This is a genomic window from Dactylosporangium sp. NPDC049742 (assembly GCF_040674675.1).
Classification (GTDB): Bacteria; Actinomycetota; Actinomycetes; order Mycobacteriales; family Micromonosporaceae; genus Dactylosporangium; species Dactylosporangium maewongense.
Map to the genome: position 1 here is coordinate 42,583 of NZ_JBFANF010000033.1, position 24,943 is coordinate 67,525.

The 24,943-nt window shown below is 72.7% G+C and carries 24 protein-coding genes and 1 pseudogene; 14 read left to right on the plus strand and 11 right to left on the minus strand.

All coding sequences use genetic code 11. From position 1 onward, the window contains the following. Nucleotides 1-181 precede the first annotated feature (181 nt). Complete coding sequence (locus AB0J72_RS33450) at nucleotides 182-985, plus strand: C40 family peptidase (protein ID WP_363405572.1); 804 nt, start codon at nucleotides 182-184, stop codon at nucleotides 983-985. Between the two features lie 47 nt (nucleotides 986-1,032). Here the strand turns inward: AB0J72_RS33450 and AB0J72_RS33455 are convergent, their stop codons facing one another. Further along, entirely contained in the window at nucleotides 1,033-1,473 is a 441-nt protein-coding gene (locus AB0J72_RS33455; protein WP_344503046.1) for a cupin domain-containing protein, read from the minus strand. 76 nt (nucleotides 1,474-1,549) lie between these two features. Between AB0J72_RS33455 and AB0J72_RS33460 the strand changes: the two genes are divergently transcribed. Beyond that, nucleotides 1,550-1,963, plus strand: coding sequence for a hypothetical protein (locus AB0J72_RS33460; protein WP_363405574.1), 414 nt, complete (start codon nucleotides 1,550-1,552; stop codon nucleotides 1,961-1,963). A 13-nt stretch (nucleotides 1,964-1,976) separates the two neighbouring features. Beyond that, complete coding sequence (locus AB0J72_RS33465) at nucleotides 1,977-3,155, plus strand: hypothetical protein (protein ID WP_363405576.1); 1,179 nt, start codon at nucleotides 1,977-1,979, stop codon at nucleotides 3,153-3,155. Nucleotides 3,156-3,165: 10 nt separating this feature from the next. On the opposite strand, the gene AB0J72_RS33470 is transcribed toward AB0J72_RS33465, so the two are convergent. Continuing rightward, complete coding sequence (locus AB0J72_RS33470) at nucleotides 3,166-3,531, minus strand: VOC family protein (RefSeq protein WP_363405578.1); 366 nt, start codon at nucleotides 3,529-3,531, stop codon at nucleotides 3,166-3,168. A gap of 206 nt (nucleotides 3,532-3,737) precedes the next feature. Between AB0J72_RS33470 and AB0J72_RS33475 the strand changes: the two genes are divergently transcribed. Beyond that, complete coding sequence (locus AB0J72_RS33475) at nucleotides 3,738-5,348, plus strand: GMC family oxidoreductase N-terminal domain-containing protein (RefSeq protein ID WP_363405580.1); 1,611 nt, start codon at nucleotides 3,738-3,740, stop codon at nucleotides 5,346-5,348. Here the strand turns inward: AB0J72_RS33475 and AB0J72_RS33480 are convergent. Beyond that, on the minus strand, nucleotides 5,332-5,898 hold the full coding sequence (locus AB0J72_RS33480; protein ID WP_363405582.1) for a DUF998 domain-containing protein: 567 nt from the start codon (nucleotides 5,896-5,898) through the stop codon (nucleotides 5,332-5,334). The genes AB0J72_RS33475 and AB0J72_RS33480 overlap by 17 nt on opposite strands. Before the next feature lie 17 nt (nucleotides 5,899-5,915). Further along, nucleotides 5,916-8,030 (minus strand): ThuA domain-containing protein, encoded by a 2,115-nt coding sequence (locus AB0J72_RS33485; protein WP_363405584.1) that lies wholly within the window; start codon nucleotides 8,028-8,030, stop codon nucleotides 5,916-5,918. 179 nt (nucleotides 8,031-8,209) lie between these two features. On the opposite strand from AB0J72_RS33485, the gene AB0J72_RS33490 reads away from it, so the two are divergent. From AB0J72_RS33490 to AB0J72_RS33510, 5 genes are read left to right on the plus strand one after another with little or no spacing between them, the layout of a single operon-like run. Next, nucleotides 8,210-8,677, plus strand: a complete 468-nt coding sequence (locus tag AB0J72_RS33490) for a MarR family transcriptional regulator (RefSeq protein ID WP_363405586.1) — start codon at nucleotides 8,210-8,212, stop codon at nucleotides 8,675-8,677. Then, entirely contained in the window at nucleotides 8,655-9,071 is a 417-nt protein-coding gene (locus AB0J72_RS33495; RefSeq protein ID WP_363405588.1) for an organic hydroperoxide resistance protein, read from the plus strand. Before AB0J72_RS33490 ends, AB0J72_RS33495 begins: the two co-directional genes overlap by 23 nt. Further along, nucleotides 9,068-10,072 (plus strand): NADP-dependent oxidoreductase, encoded by a 1,005-nt coding sequence (locus tag AB0J72_RS33500; RefSeq protein WP_344503057.1) that lies wholly within the window; start codon nucleotides 9,068-9,070, stop codon nucleotides 10,070-10,072. The genes AB0J72_RS33495 and AB0J72_RS33500 overlap by 4 nt, the downstream gene beginning before the upstream one ends. Next, nucleotides 10,069-10,458 (plus strand): hypothetical protein, encoded by a 390-nt coding sequence (locus tag AB0J72_RS33505; protein ID WP_363405591.1) that lies wholly within the window; start codon nucleotides 10,069-10,071, stop codon nucleotides 10,456-10,458. The genes AB0J72_RS33500 and AB0J72_RS33505 overlap by 4 nt, the downstream gene beginning before the upstream one ends. A gap of 7 nt (nucleotides 10,459-10,465) precedes the next feature. Next, nucleotides 10,466-11,014: a GNAT family N-acetyltransferase gene (locus AB0J72_RS33510; protein WP_363405593.1), complete on the plus strand. Its 549-nt coding sequence runs from the start codon at nucleotides 10,466-10,468 to the stop codon at nucleotides 11,012-11,014. On the opposite strand, the gene AB0J72_RS33515 is transcribed toward AB0J72_RS33510, so the two are convergent. Next, nucleotides 11,011-12,528 carry a hypothetical protein gene (locus tag AB0J72_RS33515; protein ID WP_363405595.1) on the minus strand — a complete coding sequence of 506 codons (1,518 nt, stop codon included), beginning with the start codon at nucleotides 12,526-12,528 and terminating at the stop codon, nucleotides 11,011-11,013. The two genes, AB0J72_RS33510 and AB0J72_RS33515, sit on opposite strands and share 4 nt — an antisense overlap. A gap of 153 nt (nucleotides 12,529-12,681) precedes the next feature. Between AB0J72_RS33515 and AB0J72_RS33520 the strand changes: the two genes are divergently transcribed. The 3 genes from AB0J72_RS33520 (at nucleotide 12,682) to AB0J72_RS33530 (ending at nucleotide 15,614) form a co-directional block, all read left to right on the plus strand. After that, on the plus strand, nucleotides 12,682-13,224 hold the full coding sequence (locus AB0J72_RS33520; RefSeq protein WP_363405597.1) for a hypothetical protein: 543 nt from the start codon (nucleotides 12,682-12,684) through the stop codon (nucleotides 13,222-13,224). A gap of 135 nt (nucleotides 13,225-13,359) precedes the next feature. After that, nucleotides 13,360-14,373, plus strand: coding sequence for a hypothetical protein (locus AB0J72_RS33525; RefSeq protein ID WP_363405599.1), 1,014 nt, complete (start codon nucleotides 13,360-13,362; stop codon nucleotides 14,371-14,373). A gap of 38 nt (nucleotides 14,374-14,411) precedes the next feature. Further along, nucleotides 14,412-15,614, plus strand: coding sequence for an MFS transporter (locus tag AB0J72_RS33530; RefSeq protein ID WP_363405601.1), 1,203 nt, complete (start codon nucleotides 14,412-14,414; stop codon nucleotides 15,612-15,614). Here AB0J72_RS33530 and hrpA read toward each other — a convergent pair. Then, nucleotides 15,584-19,393 carry an ATP-dependent RNA helicase HrpA gene (hrpA, locus tag AB0J72_RS33535; RefSeq protein ID WP_363405709.1) on the minus strand — a complete coding sequence of 1,270 codons (3,810 nt, stop codon included), beginning with the start codon at nucleotides 19,391-19,393 and terminating at the stop codon, nucleotides 15,584-15,586. The two genes, AB0J72_RS33530 and hrpA, sit on opposite strands and share 31 nt — an antisense overlap. Before the next feature lie 381 nt (nucleotides 19,394-19,774). Here hrpA and AB0J72_RS33540 point away from each other — a divergent pair, with 381 nt between their 5' ends. Next, nucleotides 19,775-20,440, plus strand: a complete 666-nt coding sequence (locus AB0J72_RS33540; RefSeq protein ID WP_363405603.1) for a pentapeptide repeat-containing protein — start codon at nucleotides 19,775-19,777, stop codon at nucleotides 20,438-20,440. A gap of 85 nt (nucleotides 20,441-20,525) precedes the next feature. On the opposite strand, the gene AB0J72_RS33545 is transcribed toward AB0J72_RS33540, so the two are convergent. Both AB0J72_RS33545 and AB0J72_RS33550 read right to left on the minus strand, forming a co-directional pair. Beyond that, nucleotides 20,526-20,936, minus strand: coding sequence for a RidA family protein (locus AB0J72_RS33545; RefSeq protein WP_344503067.1), 411 nt, complete (start codon nucleotides 20,934-20,936; stop codon nucleotides 20,526-20,528). Between the two features lie 16 nt (nucleotides 20,937-20,952). Further along, the gene (locus AB0J72_RS33550) at nucleotides 20,953-21,378 is read right to left on the minus strand and encodes an ester cyclase (protein ID WP_363405606.1); all 426 of its coding nucleotides are present in this window, start codon (nucleotides 21,376-21,378) and stop codon (nucleotides 20,953-20,955) included. 48 nt (nucleotides 21,379-21,426) lie between these two features. Between AB0J72_RS33550 and mug the strand changes: the two genes are divergently transcribed. Further along, nucleotides 21,427-22,044: a G/U mismatch-specific DNA glycosylase gene (mug, locus tag AB0J72_RS33555; protein ID WP_363405608.1), complete on the plus strand. Its 618-nt coding sequence runs from the start codon at nucleotides 21,427-21,429 to the stop codon at nucleotides 22,042-22,044. Between the two features lie 66 nt (nucleotides 22,045-22,110). Here the strand turns inward: mug and AB0J72_RS33560 are convergent. The 3 genes and pseudogenes from AB0J72_RS33560 to AB0J72_RS33570 all read right to left on the minus strand — a co-directional run. Beyond that, nucleotides 22,111-22,314: pseudogene (locus AB0J72_RS33560) on the minus strand (hypothetical protein); the annotation flags it as partial. Nucleotides 22,315-23,193: 879 nt separating this feature from the next. Continuing rightward, the gene (locus tag AB0J72_RS33565; RefSeq protein WP_363405610.1) at nucleotides 23,194-24,216 is read right to left on the minus strand and encodes an S-adenosylmethionine:tRNA ribosyltransferase-isomerase; all 1,023 of its coding nucleotides are present in this window, start codon (nucleotides 24,214-24,216) and stop codon (nucleotides 23,194-23,196) included. Next, the gene (locus tag AB0J72_RS33570) at nucleotides 24,213-24,872 is read right to left on the minus strand and encodes an SDR family oxidoreductase (protein ID WP_363405612.1); all 660 of its coding nucleotides are present in this window, start codon (nucleotides 24,870-24,872) and stop codon (nucleotides 24,213-24,215) included. Before AB0J72_RS33570 ends, AB0J72_RS33565 begins: the two co-directional genes overlap by 4 nt. Nucleotides 24,873-24,943 lie beyond the last annotated feature (71 nt).

A 24,943-nucleotide genomic window follows, 5' to 3' on the forward strand; every position in this document is an offset into this window, starting at 1 on the left:
CCATCATTGCCCGGGTTTCCGGCACACGCGTCCCAGTGGTTCCGACCGCGGGGAGGCACCGCCCGGCCGTGACGAGTCCGTGACGGCTGGGCAGCCGGAGAGCGCAGGAGAGCCCCGGGCCGAGCGGGGAGTCGCACTGTCCACACATCCGTTACGCCGTCCCCGCAGGACGGCACGCACGTTGCGCATCAACCTCGGCACCGCACTCTGCATGGTGCTGTGCGGGGTGGCCGGGAGCGCGCCGGCCCACGGCGCCCCAGCCGACACGTCGCCGGCCACACTGATCAGCACGACGATGCCACCGGTCGGCGTCAGGTCCATCTGGTACTACGAGGGCGGCACGACCGACGCCCGCGCCGAGCTCCGCGAGGTGCGCGCCGCGAGCCGGGACGCCCAGCGGGCGCGGCTCGCCCAGCAGGCCGCCGCTGACGCCGCCGCGGGGGCCGAGGCGACGGCGCGGGCCGAGGCGGTGACCGTCGCGGGGGCGGTCACCCGGCAGCGGCCGGCCAGCCGGAGCCGGCCGGCGCCGCGGACCCGGGCTTCGGCCGTGCCGCGCACCGGACCGGGCCGGCAGCGCCCGCCGGTGACCCGCGCCCCGAGGGCCGCTGCCGCCTCCACATGGGCGCCCCCGGCCCCCACCTGGGTGCCGGGGGCCGGCGGCGGGGTGGTCGGGTTCGCGCTCGCCCAGGTCGGCAAGGGCTACGGGTTCGGGTCGGCCGGCCCCGACCGGTTCGACTGCTCGGGCCTCGTCGCCGCCGCGTTCCAGCGGATCGGCATCTCGCTGCCGCACCAGACCGGGGGGCTGGCCAGGGTCGGCCGGCCGGTCGGGCGCGGCGAGCTGCGCCCCGGCGACCTGGTGTTCCCGGCCTCCGGGCACGTCGGCATCTACGTCGGCGGCGGCCGGATGGTGCACGCCTCCACCGAACGCGGCGGCGTGAAGCTCTCGCCGATCTACGCGTTCAGCTTCGCCCGCCGGGTCGCCTGACGCCCAGACGGTCCACATCGGACACCATCACAGTCCGATGTGGACCGTCAGGCCTTGTCGTGCAGGCGGAAGTCGGCGAAGTCGAAGCCCGGGGCGACGACGCAGCTGACCAGGACCGGCTCGGTGCCGGTCGGGGCGGCGGCCTGCCAGACGCCGGCGGGGATCAGCACCTGCGGGCGCTGCCCCGCCGCGACGTCCCCGCCCAGGAGCGTGGTCGGGCCCTCGCCGGGCGCTTCGCCGGAGCCGCCGAGGCGCAGCGCGAGGGGGCCGCCCGAGTGCCAGAACCACAGCTCGTCGGAGCGGACCACGTGCCACGCCGACTCCTCGCCCGGGTGCAGCAGGAAGTAGATCGCGGTCGCCGCGTTGCGCGGCCCGTCGTACCCCTCCGGCGAGAACGCCACCGGCGAGCGCCAGGTCTCCCGGAACCAGCCGCCCTCCGGGTGCGGCGCCATGTCCAGCAGCTCCGCCAGTCGTGGTCGCGTCGTCATTTCGCCACCGTAGCGGGCCTGCGGTCCGCCCGAACGTCCGGTGCGCCGGCGCGCCCCGCTTTGCGATGCTGATCGCATGCTGCTGGAAGGACCCGGCGGTGTCGCCGTCGCGCTCAGCGTGACGGACCGCACCGGCGAGCTGCTCATCGTCGAGGGGGTCGTCGACGCCGGCGACGGGCGGGCGTGGACCTTCCGCGACGCCTGCCTGACCGAGGCGGAGGCGGCGGCGCTCGGGCAGTGGCTCCTGCGGGCCGCGAAGGGGCGGCTGGAGCTGCCGGACCGGCTGGCGTTCGCGGCGCCGGGCCTGACCTTCACGCTCGAGGAGCACGACCACCTCCAGCCGCGGGTCACGGTCGGGTTCTCCCTGGCCGCGGCGCCGCCCTGGCTCGGCGAGGAGCGGATGCGCACGTACGACTACCCGATCACGCTCGACCTCGACCCGCAGGCCCTGGAGGCCGCCGCCGTGGACTGGGAGCGGGGGCTCGGCTGAGTAGGATCGCCGGATGCGACGACGCGCCCTGGCAGCGGCACTGACGACGGTCGTTCTCGCGCTCGCCGGGTGCGGCGGGTCGCCCCGCGGGGTCGCCGCTCCCGCATCGCCCGCGCCTTCCTCCCCGGTCGCGGCGGCGTCGTCGGTACCGGCGACGTCAAGCGCACCCAGCAGCACCTCCGCCGCGCCGCCGCCCCCGCAGGCGAACGGCAACCCGAGCGGCCGGGCCACGGTCCCGGCCGAGGCCCGCGCCGCCGACACGTCGAAACCCACCCGCGTCATCGGCAACGGCACCGCCGCGAGCTGCACGTCCGAGGCGGTCGTGTCGGCGGTCGGCGCCGGCGGGGTCATCACGTTCAACTGCGGCCCGCAGCCCGTCACGATCACGATGAAGGCCACCGCGAAGATCAAGAACGTGCAGGGCGCGAAGATCGTGCTCGACGGCGGCGGCAAGGTCACCCTCAGCGGCGAGGGCAAGCGGCGCATCCTCTACATGAACACGTGCGACAAGGCCCAGGGCTGGACCACCTCGCACTGCCAGGACCAGGACCACCCGTCGCTGACCGTGCAGAACCTGACCTTCGCCGACGGCAACTCCACCGGCGACACCACGGAGGGCGGCGGAGGCGGCGCGATCTTCGTCCGCGGCGGCCGGTTCAAGGTCGTCAACGCCCGCTTCGTCCGCAACCGCTGCGACCAGACCGGCCCGGACCTCGGCGGCGCCGCGATCCGGGTGCTCAGCCAGTACCACAACCAGCCCGTCTACATCGTGAGCAGCACCTTCGGCGGCGCCGCCGGCCAGGGCGGCGTCTGCGCGAACGGCGGCGCCCTGAGCAGCATCGGCGTGTCCTGGGTCGTCCTCAACAGCGTCCTGTCCTACAACTCCGCCGTCGGCAAGGGCGCCAACCCCTCCCGCCCCGGCACCCCCGGCGGCGGCAGCGGCGGCGCCATCTACTGCGACGGCAACCAGTTCACCGTCCGCCTCGCCGGCACCCTCGTCGAGCAGAACAAGGCCAACGAGGGCGGCGGCGCCGTCTTCTTCGTCAGCAACGACCGCTCCGGCACCATGTCCATCGAGAGCTCCACGCTGCGCAAGAACCCGAGCGCCGGCTTCGAGACGCAGGGCTTCCCCGGCATCTACTTCCTCGGCGCCCGCCCCCCGTCGGTCTCGTCCTCGACCCTGACCCGCTGACCGTCGCGCGCTACGACCGCAGGCAGGCGCAGAACGGGTGCCCCGCCGGGTCGACGAGCACCAGGTACCGCTCCGGCGCCGGCTGGAACTCGGCCCTGGTGGCCCCGAGCTTCACCGCCCGCTCCTCGGCATCCGCCAGATCGTCGACGTAGAAGTCCAGGTGGAACTGCTTCGGCACCGGCCCCTCGGGCCAGGTCGGCTTCTCGTAGCTCCCGATCTGCCCGAACCCGATCGACGTCTTCCCGTCGCTGACCATCGCGTACTCCGCCTGCGTGTGCGTCACCTCCCACCCGAGCATCTCGCTGTAGAACTCCGCCAGCACCGGCGGCTCGGCACAATCGATGCTCACCATGATGAGCGTGGCAAATCCAGTCATGCCCCCATCCTGACCCCCATTCCTGCCACCCCATGTCAGGTTCCCCGAAACGAACCCGTACGACCCTGAAGCCGGCCACGTTGCCGAATTCAGCGGGAAGCAGGACATCGTCTCGTGGGTCGGCTTGACGCGAGGCGCTGAAGGCGTCGGCGGTACTCCCCTGGGGCGGGGAGGGGGCGTATGGTCGATGGCCAAGGAGGCCCGCCATGCCTGCTGGGAGTGAGACTGCGTTCGACTTCGTGATCGTGGGTGCGGGGCCGGCCGGGTGTGTGCTGGCCAACCGGCTCTCCGCGGACCCTGGCACGAGCGTGCTGTTGCTGGAGGCCGGTGGGCCGGACAAGGCGCGTGAGATTCGGATTCCGGCGGCGTTCAGCAAGCTGTTCGGCACGCCGTACGACTGGAGCTACCGGACCGTCCAGCAGCGGGGGCTGGACGGGCGGGAGCTGTTCTGGCCGCGGGGGCGGACGCTCGGTGGGTCGACGTCGATCAACGCGCAGATGTGGATCCGTGGCTGCGCCGCCGACTACGACGGGTGGGGGGTCGACGGCTGGTCCTATGCCGAGGTGCTGCCGTACTTCCGGAAGGTCGAGCGGCGCGTCGGTGAGCGCGGCTCGCTCGGCACGGACGGTCCACTGTGGATCCGGGAGCTGCGCAGCCCGAGCCGGATCACCGCCGCGTTCCTGGAGGCGTGCGTCGCCGAGGGGATCCCCGCGACGGCCGACCTCAACGGGGCCGACAACAGCGGGTGCTCCCCCACGCCCGTCACCCAGCACCGCGGCGCCCGGTTCAGCGCCGCCGACGCGTACCTGCGGCCCGCCCTGAAGCGGCCCAACCTGACCGTGCGCACCGGCGCTACGGTCGACCGGCTGCGACTGAGCGGGGCGGCGGCCAGGCAACAGCAGCAGCAGCAGCAGCGCCGGGTCGTCGGGGTCGCGTACAAGGACGCGGCCGGGGCCGTCCGCGAGGTGACGGCCAAGAAGGAGGTGCTGCTCTGCGCGGGCGCGGTGAACACGCCGCAGATCCTGCAGCTGTCGGGCATCGGCGAACCCGGTGCGCTGCGGGCGGCCGGGGTCGAGCCGGTGCACGAGCTGCCCGGCGTCGGCGCCAACCTGCAGGACCACCTGTCGGCGGGGGTGGTCGTGCACTGTCCCGAGCCGATCACGATGTTCGCCGCCGAGTCGCTCGGCAGCGTCGCCAGATACCTGCTCGGCCGCACCGGGATGCTGTCGTCGAACGTCGCGGAGGCGGTCGCGTTCGTCGCGCCCGACCGCGGCGTCCCGCCGGAGATCGAGCTGATCTTCGCGCCGGTGCCGTTCGTCGAGCACGGGATGGTGCCGCCGCCGGCGCACGGGCTGACGATCGGGGTGGTGCTCCTGCAGCCGCGCAGCCGCGGCACCGTCGGGATCAGCGGGCCGACGGCCGCCGAGCCGCCGGTGATCGAGCCCGGCTACCTCAGCGAGGAGGCCGACCTGCGGCGGATGGTGTGGGGTGTACGGGTCGCCGAACGCCTCGCGAGGTCCGCGGCGCTCAAGCCATACGTCGGCGAGCCGATGGAGCCGTACGCGGGCGTCCTGGACGACGACGGCGTCGCCGACTCGATCCGCCGGCACTCCGAGACCCTGTACCACCCGGTCGGCACCTGCCGGATGGGCACCGGCGACGACGCGGTCGTCGACCCGTCGCTGCGGGTGCGCGGGCTGACCGGCCTGCGGGTGGTGGACGCCTCGGTGATGCCCGTCATCAACCGCGGCCACACCATGGCACCGGTCTACATGATCGCGGAGAAGGCCGCCGACCTGATCACACAGGCCCGCTGACCGTCACACGCCGGCGGCGCAGGAGGAGGACCGCCGCGAGCGGCCAGAGCGCCTGAGCACCCGCGGCCAACCGTTCGGCGAGCCCTACCAGTACACCCGTGGCGAGGGCGATCGAGAACAGCACGACGAGCGGGACCAGCACGCCGGTGGCCACCCGCGCGAGCGGGACGCGGCTCAGGGCCGGCCAGATGGCCAGGCAGGCGAACGCGATGGTCGCCGCCGCCTGGTGGGCGCCGGACGAGCCGGTGCTGGGCAGCGGGAACGCGGCGACCAGGACCGTGGCGGCCCCGCCCGCGGCGAGCATGACCCGGGCCTGCGTGGCGACGCAGCGCAGGCCGTGGGCGGTGACGACGTGGCAGATCCCGACGCCGAGCAGGGCCACCGTCATCACCCACCGGTGCGTGGCGCCGAGCCCGGCGAGCGCGCTGATCGTGCCGCGGAACGGGTCGAAGGAAGGCTGGAGCGCCGCGGCGACGGTCCAGCCGCCGATGAGCAGGACCGGCGCGGTGGCCGAGGAGACCACCGCGGACCACCGCACCGGATCGCGCATCTTCGAAGTATGGCGGGTCAGGAGCCGAATGCCTCCAGCTCCCACAGCGAGTAGCCCCACTGCGTGGCGCGCTGGGTGCCGTTGACCCGCAGGTAGCGGCCGGAGCCGTTGACGGTCACGTCGTCGATGCCGCCGTCGCCGGTCGTCGTGGTGTAGATGTTCGTCCAGGTGTTGCCGTCGGGCGAGGTCTGGATCTGGTACGCCTTGCCGTAGGCCGTCTCCCAGTTGAGCCGCACCCGCGTGATCGTGCGGGTGGCGCCGAGGTCGAGCCGGATCCACTGCGGGTCGCTGTAGGCGCTGCCCCAGCGGGTCGCGGTGTTGCCGTCGACGGCGTTGGCGCCGGCGTGCGGGCTGCCGGACTCGACGGACGACACCGTCACCGGGCAGTTGCGGCACAGCGACTGCGGACCGGTGCCGGCCGGCGTGCCGTACACGCTGAGATCCCAGATCGAGTAGCCCCACTGCGTGCCGCGCTGGGTCTGGTTCACGCGGACGTAGCGGCCGGTGCCGGTGAGGGTGACGTCGTCCACGCCGCCGTCGCCGGTGGTCGTGGTGTAGACGTTGGTCCAGGTGGACCCGTCCGGCGAGGTCTGGATCTGGTACGCCTTCGCGTAGGCGGCCTCCCAGTTGATCCGGACGCGGTTGAGGTTGTACGAGGCGCCGAGGTCGACCTGCAGCCACTGCGGGTCGGCGTGGACGCTGCCCCAGCGGGTCGTGCTGTTGCCGTCGACCGCGTTCGCCGCGACGAGCGTGCTGTTGGGCTCGACCGACGACGCGGTCGCGGTCTTGCCGCGGGCGATGTCGGTGGCGGGCTGGCTGCCGTCGGTCTTGACGCGGATGTTGCGGTAGAAGATGTCGGCGCCGGCGCCGTCGTTCTGCACGCCGATGTAGCCGGACTGGATCGCCCGGGTGCTCGTGTAGTCGTTGATCTCCACGCCGTTGAGCCAGATCTCGACCCGCTGGCCGTGCACGCCGACCTCGTAGGTGTTCCACTGCCCGGGCGGGTTGAGGGCGGCGGCGCGCAGGGCGGCGTCGGGGGCCTTGAAGCTGTAGACGCTGCCGGTGGTGCGGGACGGGTCGGCGTCGGTCGCGTCGATCTGGATCTCGTGGCCGGCGTTGACCGGGCCCCACGGGTCACCGTTGGGGTCGGGGAAGCCGATGAAGACGCCGCCGTTGTCGTCGCCGGGCATCTGCCAGTCGACCTTCAGCGAGTAGTTGGAGAACTGGCTCACCGGGTACCAGAGCAGCCCCATGCCGCCGAACGAGGTGAGCGTGCCGTCGGCGAGCGTGAACCCGCCGGGGCCGGCCTGCCGCCACTGGTTGAGGCTCGCCTGGCTGCCGTCGAACAGCGCCTGGTAGCCGGTCTCGGGGCGGCAGTCCGCCTGGGCCTGCCCCGCGGCCCACTTGATGCCGCCGAGGAGGTGGGCGGTGAAGTTCGCCTCGGTGTAGGACGCCTCGGTGTGGCCGAGTCCGGTGTACCAGCTGCGGCCGCCGTCGAACTGCTTGCACCACGAGATCGGGTGGTCTCCGGCCATCGACCCGCCGCTGTAGCTACCCTCGTCGAGGCTCATGAGGACCTTGGCGGTGCTGCGGGGGTTGGTCTGGTAGTTGTACCACTCGTCGGTGCGGGTCCAGGTCTGCGGCAGGTGCGCGGTGGCCGGGTTCGCGCGGTCCTCGACCCTGATCGTCGCCTGCTGCTGCGCCGGGTGCGAGGCGAACCAGGCGCCGACGAGGTTGCCGTACCAGGGCCAGGCGTACTCGGTGTCGGCCGCGGCGTGCACGCCGACGTAGCCGCCGCCGGCGCGGATGTAGGACTCGAACGCGGCCTGCTGGGTGGCGTCGAGCACGTCACCGGTGGTCGACAGCCACACGACCGCCTTGTACTGGGCCAGGTTCGCGGCCGTGAACGCGGCGGCGTCCTCGGTCGCGTCGACGGCGAAGTTGTTCGCGGTGGCGAGGGCCTGGACTGCGGCGATGCCGTTGGGGATCGAGCTGTGCCGGAAGCCCGCGGTCTTGGAGAAGACGAGGACCTTGAACGCCGGGGCGGCGGACGCGGGGGTGGCCGCACCACCCGCGGCGAGGAGGGCGGCGACGGCGGCCGCCGCGATCAGTTTCCGAACAGGTATACGCACAGGACGTGCTCCTTCCGGATGGATCGCGGGCCTGTGCGGGACCGTCGCGATCGCGGGGAGGGAGGAGCGCGCCGAACGCACCTTCCGTTGCTTCTGTCAGAACTTTGCCCCGGACAAACAAAAGTGTCAATGGGTCACTTAAGTCGTGCACGACTTAATCGCGTGCTACCGTTCTGGACGTGAGGGATGTTCTGGCACTCGACCAGCAGGTCTGCTTCGCGCTGTACACGGCCTCGCGGGTCGTCACCGCGCGATACCGGCCACTGCTCGACGAGCTGGGCATCACGTACCCGCAGTACCTGGTCCTACTCGTGCTCTGGGAGCAGGACCAGCGGACCGTCAAGGAGATCGGCGCCGCGCTGCGGCTCGACTCCAGCACCCTGTCGCCGCTGCTCAAGCGCCTGGAGGCGGCCGGCCTCGTCACGCGGGCGCGCCGCGCCGACGACGAGCGGTCCGTCACCATCCAGCTCACCGCGGCCGGCGCCGCGCTGCGCGAGCGGGCCCGGGACGTCCCGGGCAGGCTCGTCTGCGAGGGCGGGCTCGGCATCGACGAGCTCGACGAGCTCCGCGAAACCCTGGTGCGCCTCACCGGCGCGCTCACCGACCTGCAAGGAGGCCTTCCTGATGGCAGTCCTGTACACCGCTGAGGTCACCGCCACCGGCGACGGCCGCGACGGCCACGTCACCAGCACCGACGGCATCATCGACGTGGACGTCGCGGTGCCGAAGGAGATGGGCGGCGCCGGCGGCGCGACCAACCCCGAGCAGCTGTTCGCGGCCGGCTATGCGGCCTGCTTCCACAGCGCGCTGCGGGTCGTCGCCCGCCGCGCCAAGGCGTCCGTCGACGGCAGCGAGGTCAACGCCCGGGTCGGCATCGGACCCAACAACAACGGCGGCTTCGGGCTCGACGTCACCCTGACCGTCACCCTGCCCGGCGTCGAGCGGGACGCCGCGTGGCAGCTGGTCGAGGCGGCGCACCAGGTCTGCCCGTATTCCAACGCGACCCGCGGCAACGTCGACGTCAAGCTGGAGCTCGCATGACGACCAGCAGCAAGGTGTGGCAGCTCGCCGCCCGGCCGACCGGCTTCCCGACGCCCGAGGACTTCCGCCTCGTCACCGAGGAGCTGCCCGCGCCCGGGCCCGGCCAGGTGCTCGTGCGCAACGACGTCATGTCGGTCGACCCCGCGATGCGCGGCCGGATGAACGACGTGCCGTCCTACGTGGCGCCGTTCCAGGTCGACGCGGCCCTCGACGGCGGCGCGGTCGGCACCGTCATCGCCTCGGAGAGCCCCGACGTCGCCGTCGGCGACAGCGTGCTGCACGGACTCGGCTGGCGCGAGCACGCGCTGCTCGACGCGAAGCACACGCGGGTCGTGGACACCGCGATCGCGCCCGCCTCGGCGTACCTGGGCGTGCTCGGCATGCCGGGGCTCACGGCGTACGCCGGACTCCTCGACGTCGCGAGGATGCGGCCCGACGAGACGGTCTTCGTCTCCGGCGCCGCGGGAGCCGTCGGCACCCTGGTCGGGCAGATCGCGCGGCTGCGGGGCGCGCGGCTGGTGATCGGGTCCGCGGGGTCGGCGGAGAAGGTGCGCTACCTCGTCGACGACCTCGGCTTCGACGCCGCGTTCAACTACAAGGACGGCTCGATCCGCACCCAGCTGAAGCAGCTGACGCCCGACGGCATCGACGTCTTCTTCGACAACGTCGGCGGCGAGCAGCTGGAGGCGGCGCTCTTCCGGATGAACCTGCACGGCCGGGTCGCGATCTGCGGCGCGATCTCGCAGTACAACAACCCCGACGCGACCGGCATCCGCAACCTGACGCTGCTGATCAGCAAGCGGATCACCATGCAGGGGTTCCTGGTGCTGGACCACTGGGGGCGGCGGCAGGAGTTCGTCGACGAGATGTCCGGCTGGCTGCGCGAGGGCAAGGTGAAGGTCGCGGAGACGTTCGTCGACGGGATCGACCACGCCGTCGACGGGTTCCTCGGCATGCTCCGCGGCGAGAACCTCGGCAAGATGATCGTCCGGCTCACGTGAGCCGGACCTCGGCCGCGGCGCGCAGGTCCGCGTACGCGCTGGCCGGGCTCCTGGCCGCGGCCGGGGTCACGCACCTGGTGAATCCGGGGCCCTACGACCGGATCGTGCCGCGGTCGCTGCCCGGGTCGGCGCGGACCTACACGTACGTGAGCGGGGTCGCGGAGCTCGCGCTCGCGGCCGGGCTCGCCCACCCGCGCACCCGCCGGGCGGCCGGGCTCGCCGCCGCCGGCTTCTTCGCGGCGGTGTTCCCGGCCAACGTGAAGATGGCGGTCGACTGGCGCAAGGCGCCGCCGGCCCGCCGCGCGATCGCCTACGGCCGGCTGCCGCTGCAGGTGCCGCTGGTCCTGTGGGGGTTGAAGGTGGCCCGGGAATCGCGTACTCAGTAGCAGGGTGATGACAACCGCACGGCTGGTGCTGCGCCGCTGGCGTGACGAGGACCGGGAGCCGTTCGCGGCGCTCAACGCCGACCCCGAGGTCATGCGGTTCTTCCCGCGGCCGCTGACCCGGGCCGAGAGCGACGGGTTCGCCGACCGGATCGAGGCCGCGTTCGACGAGCACGGCTACGGGCTGTGGGCCGTCGACGCGGCCGAGGCCGGCGGCTTCGTCGGGTTCGTCGGGCTGGCGTGGCAGCGGTTTCCGGCGCACTTCACGCCGGCCCTGGAGATCGGCTGGCGGCTGGCCCGGCACGCGTGGGGGCACGGCTACGCGACGGAGGCGGCGGTGGCGGCGCGGGACTTCGCGTTCCGCCCCGTCACCGACCCGGCCGGCGGCGCCGGCATGGACGGGATCGTCTCCATCACCACGCGGACCAACGAGCCCTCGCAGGCGGTGATGCGGCGGATCGGGATGACCCGCGACCCGGCGGACGACTTCCTGCACCCGAGCCTGGCACCGGACCACCCGCTGGCCCCGCACGTGCTGCACCGGCTGCGGCGGCCTTAGCCGTACAGGCGAAGGTGCAGCTGGAAGGCGACCTCGGTGAACCGGATCGTCGGCGGGCGCAGCGCCAGCAGCTGGCGCTCCAGGACCACCTGCAGCTCGCGCGGCGGCGCCTCCGGCCGGGCCATGATCCGCACGCCGACCGGCCGCGACGGGCCCAGGCGGAACTCGACCATGAGCTCCTCGGTGCCGTGCCGGACCCCGGTGAACGCGCGGTCGACGATGCCCCTCGCCCGGTCGATGAAGTCGCCGAGCTCCGCCGCCGTCGTCGCCTGCCGCAGCTGCTCCTCCGGCGTGAGCAGCACGATCTTGCCCCGGTCGACGTGCCGCAGCGTCCGGCCGTCGGTGGCGGCCGGAGCCGCCTCCTCGGCGTGCGGCGGGTGGTAGATGGTGAGCTCGCCGGTGCGGTACCGCTCACCGGCGTTGTGGTCGCCGCCGCCGTCGTCGTCCGGCCAGTGGCCGCCGGGGCCGGGCCGCACCCCCGCCACCTGACGCGTCGCGGGGCCGGGGCGGGGCGCCAGCCGCAACGCGAGGGTGCTGACCGCGCCGGCGGGCAGGCCGATCTCGATCGAGCGGCCCGCCTCGACCGCCTGCCGCAGCCGGGCGTACATCGCGCCGGTCAGCAGCACCGCGAAGCCGTCCTCGACCTGGCGGGCGGTCGGCTCGGCGGTGCCGCGGACCAGGAGCAGGAAGTTGCAGCCGATGCGGGTCGAGCGCTCGCCGCCGGGCGCCACGATCGCGGCCGGGCCACGCTGGCCGGGGGTCCACACGTAGGTCTGCGGGGCGTCGGCGAGGCCGGGCAGGAACGCGCACACGTCGTCGGCCTCGCGCAGCGCCTCCTCGAACGCCTCCAGCTCCTCGTCGGCGCCGCCGATGTAGGAGGTCGGGTCGCCCGCGGTGATCGTCAGCTCGAGCCGGTCGCCGATGTGCGCGACCCGCAGGAACGGCAGGTTGTAGGCGGGCGCCTTCGACAGCATCGTCGCGGCCCGGAACTCGGCGTCGTCGACGACCGGGGCCCGGCCGGGGCGGAACCACCAGGGGTGCGGGTAGTACCGCTCCTGCGCGCCGAGCAGCGACAGGACCCGTGCATGGCCGAAGCGCTGCACGACCGCGGTCTCGCCGGCCAGCAGCGGCAGCGCGACCAGCGGGGGGCGCTCGAAGCGCACGGTCGACGGGATGTCCTCGGGGGCGGCGGCGTACACGAACCCGGTGACCCGGCCGTCGATGTCGATGCCGGGCTGGTTGAAGACGCTGACGTCGCCGGCCTCCACGAGTCTGCCCTCGGCGGCGAGCCGGTGGACGGTGCGCGCCATCGACAGCGGGTAGCCGGGGGCGGGCGCCCCGGTGCGGACCACGGCGAACACCATCTCCCGCTGGCCGTGCCGCTCCAGGCCCTCGGTCGTGTAGAGCAGTGCGGGCAGCATGCCGGAAGCCGTGCGGATGCCACCCTCGTCGATGGCGACCGACAGCTGCCGGGGGATGAGGACCTCCCGGCCGACGGGTAACGCGGAGCCCACGGGGCCGATCATCGCATCCGCGCGCAACAGTTGACCTTGCGCGAACGACGGGCGGCGCCCGGCGCCCCAGGAACGTCGCTGGTGTGAGGGTGGCGCTCCGCGGTGTGGGCTGGGAGGGTGGCGCTCCGCGGTGTGGGCGGCGACGATGGTGTGATGCGGATGACGTCGGAGCCGCCGGTCGAGTACGTCGCGTTCGTGTCGCGGCACCTGGAGCCGCTGCGGCGCGACGCCGTGCGCGTCGTCGGCGCCGAGGCGGACGCGGATCATCTGTACGGCGACGTCCTCACCGACGTCGCGGCCCGGTGGAGCTGGCTGGAGCTGCAGCGCACCCGGCTCGGGCACGAGGGCGCCGCCGACGACTTCCTCGGCCGGGTCTTCGCCCGCAGGTCCGAGCGCTGGTTCCTCGGCGAGGATGGGGCCGGCGACGACGACCACGAGATCCAGGTGACCGCCTGGCATCCGGACGAGCCCCCGCCGGCGCGCCGCGTGTACGTGAGCAACGCCGTCCGCCTGGCCCCGATGCTCGTGCCGCGGCGCAGGAGCACCGTGTTCGTCGCCGGACCGGTGTGCGAGGCGGCGATCGCGTGGTGGCACGCCTACGAGACGGTCCGGCGGCGGCGCCTCGCGTACCTCGGATTCGCGGCGATCGCGCTGCTGATGGCCCTGGCGAGCGTCAGCGCACCGCCCCCGGCGTGACGCACGGGGGTTGAGCTGCGCGACGGCGGGCCGGGTGTGTTCGGCGTCACGGCATCCTGACCTTGCGGTGGGCGGCGCTCGCGGCTGCGTTGACGGATCCTGCTATCGTCCGCCGAGGGCCGGCTTGGGGGTGACATGAGCACGACGACACGCGTCGCGGGACGCTCGGCGCGGCGGATGCGCGCGCGACGCCGGATCTCGGCTGCCGCGCTGGCCGTCGCCGTCGGCGCCGGGATGTTCGGCGCGCTCGCCGTCACCGGGCCCGCGCAGGCCGCGCCCGCCGAGGCCGACATCGAGGTCAGGGCCGACGGCAGCGCCCAGGGCAAGGCCGGCGAGAAGGCGAACGTCGACTTCGAGGTGGAGAACCACGGTGACCAGGACGTGGTGGTCGTCGTGACGATCCGCGCCCCCTCCAACGCCCAGATCGAGTCCGCCAACCCCTGCAAGGTCGCGGCCAACCGCACCGCAGCCACCTGCCAGGGCACCATCCAGGGCAACCAGAAGATCAACGGCACGATCCAGCTCGTGCTGCGCACCGGCGGCGACGGCGAGGGCGGCATCGTCGCCCGGCTCGCCGCCAACCAGAGGGTCAGCGACCCGAAGCCGGGCAACAACGACGCCAAGTTCAAGGTCAAGGTCACCGGCGCCAGCCCGACCCTGTCGAAGTCCGTGAAGTCCTCGCGCAGCGCCTCCGCCGACCCGGCCGCCACCTCCACCGAGGAGATCGCCCCGCCGGAGGCCGGCAACGGCGCGATCCCGCGCGAAGAGCCGAGGACCACCCCGGTCAAGGACGAGGGCGGCCTGTCGTTCGGCTTCTGGATCGGCGTGGTGGCCATCGTCGCGGCCCTCGGCCTGGTCGGCAGCCTCTTCTACTTCCGCCGCAAGGACCGCCTCGAGCCGGACACCGGCATGTTCCACCTGCCGAACGCCGGCGGCGACAACCCGACCTCGGTGATCCCCCCGTATCAGGGCGGGTCGACCGTCTACGGCTCGCCCGCGGCTCCGCCGCCGCCCGGTCCTCCCGGTCCTGGGTTCCCGCCCGGTCCTCCGTTCCCGCCCGGACCTCCCGGTCCGCCGTCGGGTCCGCCGGTTCCGCCGCCGGGAAACAACGACCAGACCATCCTCATGCGCCGACCCAACGACCTCTGACCCGTGCCGCTCCCGCCCGGATCGGGCAGGATGGGGCGATGCACAGCGAGCGGACCTCATCGATGCGATCGGCCGCGCTCGGCACGGCGCTCGTCTTCACCGCGAGCGGCACGCTGCTCGGCACGTGGGTGTCGCGGATCCCGGCGGTCGTCGCCAAGCTCGACGTCACCGCCGGCGAGCTCGGGCGGGCGCTGCTCGCGCTCGGCATCGGCTCGCTGCTGTCGATGCCGCTGACCGGGCACGTCTGCCGGCGGCTGGGCAGCCGCACCTGGGTCGCGTGCATGTCGGTGGCGGCGGCGGTGGTCCTCAGCTGCGCCGGGCTGGCGCCCGACCTGGTGTGGCTGTCGGTGGCCCTGTTCGCGCTCGGCATGGTGTACGGCTCGTGGGACGTCGCCATGAACGTGCAGGGCAGCGCCGTCGACCAGCTGGCCGGGCGCGAGTGGATGCCGCGGTACCACGCGTGCTGGAGCCTCGGCTCGATCCTCGGCGCGGCGGCCGGCTCCCTCGCGGCCCGCGGCGGCACCGGGATCGCGCTGCACTTCGCCGTGGCCGCCTGCTGCGCGACCGCCGCGACGTTCGCGGGGCTGCTGCGGTACGTGGACGAGCGGGTCTCCCCCGCCCCTTCCTCTGAGGCGTCCGTTGCGCGGCCGACCGGCCCGCCGGTCAGGAACCGGGCGCTGCTGCTCATCGGGGCGCTCACGCTGTGCGCGACCGTCATCGAGGGTGCCGCCGGCGACTGGCTGGCGCTGTACCTGCACGCGGGGCGCGGGCTGTCGGAGGCGTCGGCCGCGCTCGGCTTCTCGGTCTTCGCCACCGCGATGACGGTCGTGCGGTTCGCCGGTACACCTGCCGCGGCGAGACTCGGAAGGGCCGGCGCGGTCCGGGCGGGCGGCCTCCTCGGCATCGCCGGCGTGCTCATCACCGTCCTGTCGCCGTGGGTGCCGCTGACCTACGCCGGCGCGCTGCTGTGGGGCGCCGGGGTGTGCCTGGTGTTCCCGGCCGCCGTGAGCGCCGCCGGCGAGACCGACCGGCCCGCCGAGTCCATCGCGCTCGTCACCACCATCGGCTACGGCTCGATCCTGATCGGCCCGCCGCTCATCGGCGCGCTCGCCGACGTGGTCGGCATGGGCCGGGCGCTGCTGACCCTGGCGGTGCTGGCCGCCGGCGTCGCCGTCCTCGCCCCGGCCGTCCGACCGGCACGCAACCGCGATCAGTCCGGCAGCGCGTCCATCGCCCGGTAGATGCGCACGTCGGAGACCGGGTAGGCGGTGCCGAGCGCCTGCGCGAACAGGCCCACCCGCAGCTCCTCGATCATCCAGCGGATCTCCCGCAGCTCGGGGCTCATGGTCATGCTGGACACCAGCTGGTCGTACTCCCGCTGGACCTCCTGCACGGTCAGCATCCGGTCGCGGTCGCGGGCGGTGTCCGTCGGCACCTTCTCCAGCCGCCGTTCGATGCCGCGCAGGTACCGTTCGAGGTCCGGGAGCCGCTGCCATCCGGTGTCGGTGACGAAACCCCGGTACACCAGCCGCCCCAGCTGCCCGCGCATGTCGGTGAGCGCGGGGAGCAGCAGCGGGTTCTTGGTGCGGGCGAGGCGCTGCTCGACGTCGTAGGACGCGGCGAGGATCCGCTGCACGTTGCCGACGACGTCGAGGGTCAGGTCGACCAGGTCGGCGCGGACCTTGTCGCGCAGCTTCGCGAACGCCTCGCCGTCCCACACGGGCCCGCCGGCGTCGGTCATGAGCTGGTCGACGGCGCAGGAGGCACAGTCGTCGAGCAGGTCGACGGCGTTGCGGTGCGGGTTGCGGCTCAGTGCGAGCTTCGCCTCGTTGGACAGGCGGCCCTGCACGAACTTCGCCGCCGGCGGCAGCGTGAGCAGCAGCAGGCGGCGGGTGCCGGCCCACATCTCGTGCCGCTGCCGGGCCGGCAGGTCGAACGCCTTGACCGCCACCGACGTGCCCTCGTCGACGATCGCCGGGTACACGGTGAGGGTGTGCCCGGCGACGGTCCGCGACAGGCTGCGCGGCAGCGTGCCGAAGTCCCAGGTGGTGCTGCCGGTGCGGGTGACCTCGGTGGCCGCCTCCGCGACCGTCTCCTGCACCTTCGGCGCCAGCCGGTCCCGCAGCTGCGGGAGGCTCTTGCTCTCGGCGAGCACCTGGCCGCCGTCGTCGACGACCCGGAACGACATCTTCAGGTGCTCCGGCACCTTCGTGAGGTCCCAGGCGTCGCGCGGGACGGTCACGCTGGTCAACCGGCGCAGCTCCCGCTCCAGGGCCTCCAGGAGGTGCCCGTCGCGGACGGGCATGCCGGCGAGCGCGTCGCGGGCCGTGTCGGGCGCCGGGACGAAGTTGCGCCGCAGCGTCTTCGGCAGCGACTTGATGAGCGCCGTCACGAGGTCCTCGCGCAGCCCGGGCACCTGCCAGCTGAAGTCCGCGTCCCGGACCCGGCCGAGCAGCGGCAGTCCGATGTGGACGGTGACGCCGTCGGCGTCGGCGCCGGGCTCGAACTGGTACGTCAGCGCGAACCGCTGGCCGTCCTGCTCCCACGCGTCGGGGTACTGGTCCTTCGCGACGCCGCCGGCGGTGTCGTTGACGAGCATCGCCGGGTCGAACGTGAGCAGCTCCGGCTGGTCCCGGCGGGTCTGCTTCCACCAGCTGTCGAAGTGCCGGCCGGAGACGACGTCCGGGCCGATCCGCTGGTCGTAGAACTCGAACAGGGTCTCGTCGTCGACGAGGATGTCACGGCGGCGGGCCCGGTGCTCGAGCTCCTCGACCTCTTCGAGCAGCCGCCGGTTCTCGGCGAAGAACGCGTGGTGGGTCTCCCAGTCGCCCTCGACGAGCGCGTGCCGGATGAACAGCTCGCGCGACAGCGCCGGGTCGATCCGGCCGTAGTTCACCTTCCGGGAGCTGACGATCGGGACGCCGTACAGCGTCACCTTCTCCATCGCCATCACCGCCGCGGGCTTCTTCTCCCAGTGCGGCTCGCTGTAGTTGCGTTTGACCAGGTGCTGGGCGAGCGGCTCGATCCACTCCGGCTCGATCCGGGCCGCGACCCGCGCCCACAGCCGGGTCGTCTCGACCAGCTCCGCCGCCATCACCCAGCGGGGCGTCTTGCGGAAGAGCGCCGAGCCGGGGAACACCGCGAACTTCGCGCCCCGCGCGCCGAGGTACTCGTTCTTCTCCGCGTCCTTCAGCCCGATGTGTGACAGCAGCCCGGCGAGCAGCGAGACGTGGATGTTGTACGGGGCGGCCGGCTCCTCGTTCGGCACCACATCCATGCTGCGCAGCACGGACCGCAGCTGACTGAAGATGTCCTGCCACTCCCGGACCCGCAGGTAGTTGAGGAACTCCGCCTTGCACAGCTTGCGGAACTGGTTGCTGGACAGCTCCTTCTGCTTCTCCTGCAGGTAGTTCCACAGGTTGACGTAGCCGATGAAGTCGGAGTCCTTGTCGGCGAACCTCGCGTGCTGCTGCTGCGCCTGCGCCTGCTTCTCCACGGGCCGCTCCCGCGGGTCCTGGATCGACAGCGCGGCGGTGATGACCATGACCTCGCGGACGCAGCCGTTGCGCTCGGCCTCGAGGACCATCCGGGCCAGGCGCGGGTCGACCGGCAGCTGCGACAGCCGGCGGCCGAGCGGGGTGAGCCGCTGGCCGCTCTCCAGCGCGCCGAGCTCCTCCAGCAGCTGCACGCCGGCGGTGACGTTCCGGCGGTCCGGCGGGTCGATGAACGGGAACGCGGCCAGGTCGCCCAGGCCGAGCGAGATCATCTGCAGGATGACGGACGCGAGGTTGGTCCGCAGGATCTCCGGGTCGGTGAACTCCGGCCTTCCCTCGAAGTCCTCCTCGCTGTACAGCCGGATGCAGATGCCGTCGGAGGTGCGGCCGCAGCGGCCCTTCCGCTGGTTCGCCGACGCCTGCGACACCGGCTCGATCGGCAGCCGCTGCACCTTCAACCGGTGGCTGTAGCGGGAGATGCGGGCCGTGCCGGGGTCGATCACGTACTTGATGCCGGGGACCGTCAGCGACGTCTCGGCGACGTTGGTGGCGAGGACCACCCGGCGGCCGGCGTGCGACTGGAACACCCGGTGCTGCTCGGCGAACGACAGGCGGGCGAACAGCGGCAGGATCTCGGTGTTGCGCAGGTCGAGCTTGGCGAGGGCGTCGGCGGTGTCGCGGATCTCGCGCTCGCCGCTGAGGAACACCAGCACGTCGCCGGGCCCCTCGGCCTGCAGCTCCTCGACGGCGTCGCAGATCGCGTCGATCTGGTCGCGCTCGTCCTCGCCCTCGTCGGGGGCCTCGATCGGGCGGTACCGGACCTCGACGGGATACGTGCGGCCGGACACCTCGATGATCGGGGCGTCGCCGAAGTGCCGGGAGAACCGCTCCGGGTCGATCGTCGCCGAGGTGATGATCACCTTCAGGTCCGGGCGCTTCGGCAGCAGCTGCCTGAGGTAGCCGAGGATGAAGTCGATGTTGAGGCTGCGCTCGTGCGCCTCGTCGATGATCAGCGTGTCGTACTGGCGCAGCAGCCGGTCCTGCTGCATCTCGGCGAGCAGGATGCCGTCGGTCATCACCTTGACCATCGTCTGGTCGCCGGACTGGTCGGAGAACCTGACCTTGAACCCGACCGTGGCGCCGAGCTCGCTGCCCAGCTCCTCCGCGACGCGCTCCGCGACCGTCCGCGCCGCGATCCGCCGTGGCTGCGTGTGCCCGATCTGTCCCGACACGCCCCGGCCGAGCTCGAGACAGATCTTCGGCAGCTGGGTCGTCTTGCCCGAGCCGGTCTCGCCGGCGACGATCACGACCTGGTGGTCGCGGATCGCGGCGAGGATGTCGTCCTTGCGCTGGCTGACCGGCAGCTGCTCCGGATACGTGATCTTCGGAACCCCGGCCCGGCGGACGTCGACCCGCTGCTCGGCGCGCTCCACGTCGGCGCGGATGGCCTCGGCGATCGCCTGGGCGTGCGGGGACTTCTTGGCCCCCTCGATGCGGCGCCGGAGCCGGTGCTGGTCCTGCGGCATCAGCCCGGACAGGCGGGTGCGGAGCTCGCGCAGCAGCTCCTGACCCGCGGTGTTCTCGGGTGCTTTTTCCGCGTGTGTACGACTTCCGGACCGTCTCCGGTTCTGCCTGGCGCTGCTCTTGTCGCCGCTTCTGGCGCTGCTCTTGTCACCGGCCCTGTCGCCGGTTTTGTCGGCCTTGTCGGCGGCCTTGTCGCTGCTCTTGTCGCCGCTTGTTTCGCCGCTGCCCTCGTTGCTGGGCTCGGTCACGCCGGTGGGCTGGGGCACGTCAGACATAACGCTCGCAAGGATAGGCACGCGTCGCCGCGATTGCCCCGTGATTTTCCGCTCCGCGGGTTCCGCGATTCTCGGCGGATCGTCACTTCTGCCACTACCGTCACACCTATGCCCTCTCGTTTTGCGTTCACGGCGCCCGCCGCGCCCCGGCCGCCGAAGGCGCTGGAGCTGGCGACCGTCGACGAGGACGACCTCCACGACGAGGCCGCCTACCGCGGGATCGGCTTCTACGACCTGGACCTGACCGCCCGCTCGGCCAAGGGCGCCGAGTTCGACCAGTGCCGCTTCAACCACGCCGACCTGAGCGAGTCCTCCCTGGTCAAGGTGTCGCTGACCGACTGCCTGGTCGAGAGCAGCGACTTCGCCAACGTGCACGGCGACCAGTCGACCCTGCTGCGGGTGGCGGTCAGGGACTCGCGGCTGACCGGCCTGCACTGGCTCGACGGTGTGCTGCGCGACGTCACGCTCAGCGACTGCCGGATCGACCTGTCGGTGTTCCGCGCCACCCGGTTCGCCGCCGTCCTCTTCGAGGACTGCAACCTGACCGGCGCCGACTTCACCGGCGCCGACCTGACGGGCGCGGCCTTCGCCCGCTGCGACCTGACCGGCGCCCAGTTCTCCGGCGCGACCATGAACGGCACCCGGCTGACCGACTGCGTCCTGTCCGGCGTGGGCGGCGTGACCAGCTTCGCGGGCGCCACGATCAGCACCGGCGACCTGGTCACGTTGTCACGCGCCCTGGCCGCGGCACTGGACATCACCATCTCGGACTAGCTCTCTTGGCTCTTGGCTCTTGGCTCTCTTGGCTCTCTTTGCCGGGTTGCAGGGCGCTCAGCCGGGCGCTTTCAGCTGGGCGCCTTCAGCTGGGCCAGCCGAGGTTGCCGCCCTTCCGGCGGCGGGCGGTCACCTCGATCTCGATCCGCATCCGGGGGTCGGACAGCCCGCACACCTGCATCGTCGCCGCTGGGCGCACGTCGCCGAGCCACTCGCGCAGCACCGGCCAGCAGGGCTCGAAGTCGGCGGCGTCCGGCAGCAGGTACCGCACCCGCACCACGTCCCCGACGCCCGCCCCGGCTTCCCGCAGCGCCGCGTCGATGTTCACCCAGCACTGCCGCGCCTGCGCCACCACGTCGTCGGAGATCGTCATCGACGAGTAGTCGAACCCCGTCGTCCCCGACACGTGCACCCAGTCACCGTCCACGACCGCCCGGGAGTACCCGATCTCCCGCTCGAACGTCGACCCGCTGGAGATCAACCGCCGCTCACTCATGCCGCACACGCTAGCGTCAGACGACCCCGAGCTGCCGCATCACGTCCACCTCGTCCGACATGACCCAGATCTCAGTGATCTTCCCGTCCTCCACGGTCAGGATGTCGGTCACCCGGATCTTCAACTGCCGCCCGGTCGCCTCCACCCGCCCGAGCGGCGTGTCGTACGCCCCCACATGCCGCACATGCATGAAGAAGCCGATCACCAGCCGCCCCGCGGCCTCCACCCGATGCACCAGCTCGGTCCGCCGATCCGCGAACGCCACCTGCAACACCTGCGCCCGCTCCACAAGCGCGTCAGCGCTCACCGGGCTCCCGTTCACCGGCACCGGATCCGCATACCACTTCCTGAAGTCGGCGGCAGCGTCGGTACGACTCCCGACAGGCCGATCCCACAGCGCCAGCACCGCATCGAGGTCGACAGCGTTCGAAGAGTTCTCCACCCCTCCACTCTGCCCAGCCCGAACTCCCCCGCTGGCATCCTTGTCCACATGGCGTCGACATTGAACCGACCCGACCGGCCGAGCCGTGCAGACCTGGCCGCCGCGGCCGACAAGGTCCTCCCGGACGTCATCGCACCCGGCCTCGACGTCCTGCTCTGCGGCATCAACCCCGGCCTCTGGTCCGCCGCCACCGGCCACCACTTCGCCCGCCCCGGCAACCGCTTCTGGCCCGCCCTGCACCTCGGCGGCTTCACCCCCCGCCAGCTACGCCCCGACGAGCAGCACCTGCTCCCCGGCTACGGCCTGGGCATCACCAACCTGGCCGCCCGCGCCACCGCCCGCGCCGACGAACTGACCCGCGAAGAACTCACCACCGGCGGCGCGATCCTCCGCGACAAGGTCGAACGCTTCGCCCCGAAGTGGCTCGCCGTCCTCGGCGTCACCGCCTTCCGCACCGCCTTCGGCACCGCCCGGGTCCAGGTCGGCCCCCAGCCCCAGCACTTCGCCGGCGCCCGCCTGTGGATCCTGCCCAACCCCAGCGGCCTGAACGCCCACTTCACCCTCGACAAGCTCGCCACCGAGTTCGCCACCCTGCACCACTCCGTCACCGCCGCCCCAAACTCCCCCGACGCGGCCCCCACCCCACCGCCCGCCCCGCCAACCTGACACCCCGCCCCCACCGCCCCTGACACCCACCCACCCGGCCCGTCTTCACGGCCCCACCCACACGCCTCACAACGCCGGCCCCACTTCTCCGACCGCCCCCTCAAACCTGGCAGCCCGCTCCCGCAGCAACTGGCCGAACAACCCACTCGGCTGCCCACAGTCCGCGCAGACGAAGTTGTCGTCCAGCCGCGCCCCACCACAGTGATCACAGGCCCCCCGATCCCGCGGGTCCTGATACGAAACCAACGCCTCCACAAACGCCCGCGCCACCCCCGGCGAAAGCCGCACAACGGCATCGCCGACCTTCACCTCAACACCACCCGCCCCGCGCTCCGGCACACCACCGCCACCCCCGCCTTTGCCGTACCCCTCGCCACGCCCACCGTCCCCGCCGTCGCCACCGTCCCCGCCGTCCCCGCCGTCCCCGCCGTCCCCGCCGTCGCCACCGTCGCCGCGGTGCCTGCCGTAACCACCGTCCTCCCTGTGCCCGCCGTAGCCGCCATTCCCGCCATCGCCACCGTCCCCACGGTGCCCCTCAAGGCCACGGTCGCCGCCACGATCCACGTGCCCGCTGTGACCACTGTCCTCGCCGTAGCCACCGTCCTCGCTGTGCCTGCCGTAGCCACCGTCCCCGCGGTGCTCGTCATAGCCGCGGCCGCTGCCATGACCGCCATGACCTCCGTCGGACGGTGCGTCGAACACCGCGATCCTGCGAGCAAACTCCTCCACCGCAGCCGCGACCTCACCGACCGTCGCGCCCGACCACCGCACCGTCATCCAGCGACCCTAACCCGCACCCCGGTCCCACAGCACCAGGTCCACGCCACCCAGCACCACGGCATACCCACCCCACCGCGCCGCTTCCGGACCCACCCACGCCGCTCCGACTCACCCGCGCTGCTCCGGCCCACCCGCGCACCGCTCCGACCCCACTCGCGCCGCACTGACCCACCCTCGCCGCTCCGACCCATCCGCGCACCGCTCTGACCCACCCACGCAGCTCCGACCCGCCCGTGCCGTCCGGCCACACAGCGCCGAGCCGACGCCGGGCTCCAGGTCGGCGCCGCACCGCCGCCACCGCGACCCGCCGCACGTCCGCACCGCAGCGACGTCTTGTCTCCATTCATCGCAGCAGGACGTAGTGCCTCCTCATCGCAGCAGGAGGTTGACGTCGCCGAACTCGTGCCAGAGGTAGCCGGCGCGGACCGCTTCGGCGTAGCAGCGGGCGAGCAGGTCACGGTCGACGACCGCGGCGAGCAGGTCCAGGTGCGACGCCTTCGGCTCGTGCAGGCCGGTGAGCAGACCGTCGACCGCACGAACACCGCGGGCGGGCGTGACGATGAGGTCGGTCCAGCCCTCGCCGGCGACGACTCGGCCGTCCTCGCCGGCGACCGTCTCCAGGGCGCGGACGGCCGTGGTGCCGACGGCGACGACCCTGCCGCCCGCGGCTCGCGTCTCGTTGACGAGCCGCGCCGTGCCTGACGGCACGCGGAACCACTCCGGATACGGCCGTTCGTGCGCCTCAGGCGACGCCACCCCCGTGTGTAAGACCAGCGGCGCGATCTGCACGCCTGCCGAGACGAGCCTGGTCACCACCCGGTCGGTGAACGGCCGCGCCGCGCTCGGCATCTCGGCGCTTCCCGGCTGGGTCGCGAACACCGTCTGATACGCCTCGATCGGCCATTGGCGCCGCACGTAGGGGTAGCGGATCGGCTGCCCGTGGCGATGCAGGAATTCGATGACGGAGGTGCGGGTCTTGACGGAGGCGAACCACAGCCTGCCCCGTGAGTAGGGCTCCTCCAGCGTAACGGTGCCGCCGCCGGGCAGTCGCAGCGGGCCGGGCTGCCCCGGGCGCCGGCCGAGGTCGGCGCCGCGGACCTCGACCAGCCAGCGCCCGTCGGCGAGCTCGGTCGAGAAGTGGACCCGCAGCGGCGCACCCGCGACCGGCACCGATGCGGGCAGCGTGCCGGACGTGTTGACGACCAGCAGGTCGCCGCCACGCAGCAGGCCGGGCAGGTCGGTGAAGCGGTGGTGCGACACCGTGCTCCCCTGTCCGTGCAGCAGCCGCACGCCGTCACGAGGAGTGCCGCGCGCCTCGGGTGGCTCGTGCGCTTCGAGCTCGGGCGGCAGCTCGAAGTCCATGCGGGGTGTGGCGAGCTCGGCGGCCGTCACAGCCGGACCCTCCCCGACTCGGGGCGCGTGGTGACGAGGTCGACGAACGCCGGCGCCACCGTCTCTGGCAGCGGGCGGTCGCTGATGTCCTCGCCGGGGAACGCCTCGGCATGCATCTGGGTGCGCAGGTCTCCCGGGTCGACCCACCAGACGCGCAGGTTGGGCTCCTCGGTCGCGAGCACGTTGCTTGCCTGTTCGGCGGCGGCCTTGGCCGCTCCGTAGCCGCCCCACCCCGCGTACGCCTCCACCGCGGCATCGGACGTGATGGTGACGACCGCGCCGTCGGCCTTGCGCAGCGCGGGCAGCGCGAGCTGGGTCAGGGCGAGGGGCGCGACGACGTTGACCTCGAAGACTTCGCGCAGCGTCTCGAGTGGATAGTCGGCCAGCGGCGGCTGCGGGCTGGGGCCGAGAATGCCGGCGTTGTTGACGAGCAGGTCGAGCCGGCCGGTGGCGAGCGCCGCCTCGACGAGTGCGGCCCGGTGCGTGGGGTCGGTGACGTCGCCGGGCACCCGGATCACCTCGGCGGGCAGCGCATCCGACGGGGTGTCCGCCAGGGTGCGGCCGTCGGCGACGACGGTCCAGCCGGCCTTGATCAGGGCGGTGCTGAGCGCTTGTCCGAGCCCTCGGGAGGCGCCGGTGATGATGGCAGTTGGCATGTCACCGACGCTATGCAGCGCCGCGGCCGGCGACATCGGGCATCGGACGGGCTCGGGTCCCGGTCTTTCGA

What these genes read in the sequence shown, in the direction of transcription:
- hrpA (WP_363405709.1), bottom strand. Translation starts at nt 19,393, where the DNA reads ATGCCGCAGGACCAGCACCGGCTCCGGCGCCGCATCGAGGGGGCCAAG.
- AB0J72_RS33520 (WP_363405597.1), top strand. Translation starts at nt 12,682, where the DNA reads ATGCGGATGACGTCGGAGCCGCCGGTCGAGTACGTCGCGTTCGTGTCG.
- AB0J72_RS33470 (WP_363405578.1), bottom strand. Translation starts at nt 3,531, where the DNA reads ATGACTGGATTTGCCACGCTCATCATGGTGAGCATCGATTGTGCCGAG.
- AB0J72_RS33460 (WP_363405574.1), top strand. Translation starts at nt 1,550, where the DNA reads ATGCTGCTGGAAGGACCCGGCGGTGTCGCCGTCGCGCTCAGCGTGACG.
- AB0J72_RS33455 (WP_344503046.1), bottom strand. Translation starts at nt 1,473, where the DNA reads ATGACGACGCGACCACGACTGGCGGAGCTGCTGGACATGGCGCCGCAC.
- AB0J72_RS33465 (WP_363405576.1), top strand. Translation starts at nt 1,977, where the DNA reads ATGCGACGACGCGCCCTGGCAGCGGCACTGACGACGGTCGTTCTCGCG.
- AB0J72_RS33545 (WP_344503067.1), bottom strand. Translation starts at nt 20,936, where the DNA reads ATGAGTGAGCGGCGGTTGATCTCCAGCGGGTCGACGTTCGAGCGGGAG.
- AB0J72_RS33495 (WP_363405588.1), top strand. Translation starts at nt 8,655, where the DNA reads ATGGCAGTCCTGTACACCGCTGAGGTCACCGCCACCGGCGACGGCCGC.
- AB0J72_RS33480 (WP_363405582.1), bottom strand. Translation starts at nt 5,898, where the DNA reads ATGCGCGATCCGGTGCGGTGGTCCGCGGTGGTCTCCTCGGCCACCGCG.
- AB0J72_RS33500 (WP_344503057.1), top strand. Translation starts at nt 9,068, where the DNA reads ATGACGACCAGCAGCAAGGTGTGGCAGCTCGCCGCCCGGCCGACCGGC.
- AB0J72_RS33530 (WP_363405601.1), top strand. Translation starts at nt 14,412, where the DNA reads ATGCACAGCGAGCGGACCTCATCGATGCGATCGGCCGCGCTCGGCACG.
- AB0J72_RS33510 (WP_363405593.1), top strand. Translation starts at nt 10,466, where the DNA reads ATGACAACCGCACGGCTGGTGCTGCGCCGCTGGCGTGACGAGGACCGG.
- AB0J72_RS33540 (WP_363405603.1), top strand. Translation starts at nt 19,775, where the DNA reads ATGCCCTCTCGTTTTGCGTTCACGGCGCCCGCCGCGCCCCGGCCGCCG.
- mug (WP_363405608.1), top strand. Translation starts at nt 21,427, where the DNA reads ATGGCGTCGACATTGAACCGACCCGACCGGCCGAGCCGTGCAGACCTG.
- AB0J72_RS33570 (WP_363405612.1), bottom strand. Translation starts at nt 24,872, where the DNA reads ATGCCAACTGCCATCATCACCGGCGCCTCCCGAGGGCTCGGACAAGCG.
- AB0J72_RS33475 (WP_363405580.1), top strand. Translation starts at nt 3,738, where the DNA reads ATGCCTGCTGGGAGTGAGACTGCGTTCGACTTCGTGATCGTGGGTGCG.
- AB0J72_RS33525 (WP_363405599.1), top strand. Translation starts at nt 13,360, where the DNA reads ATGAGCACGACGACACGCGTCGCGGGACGCTCGGCGCGGCGGATGCGC.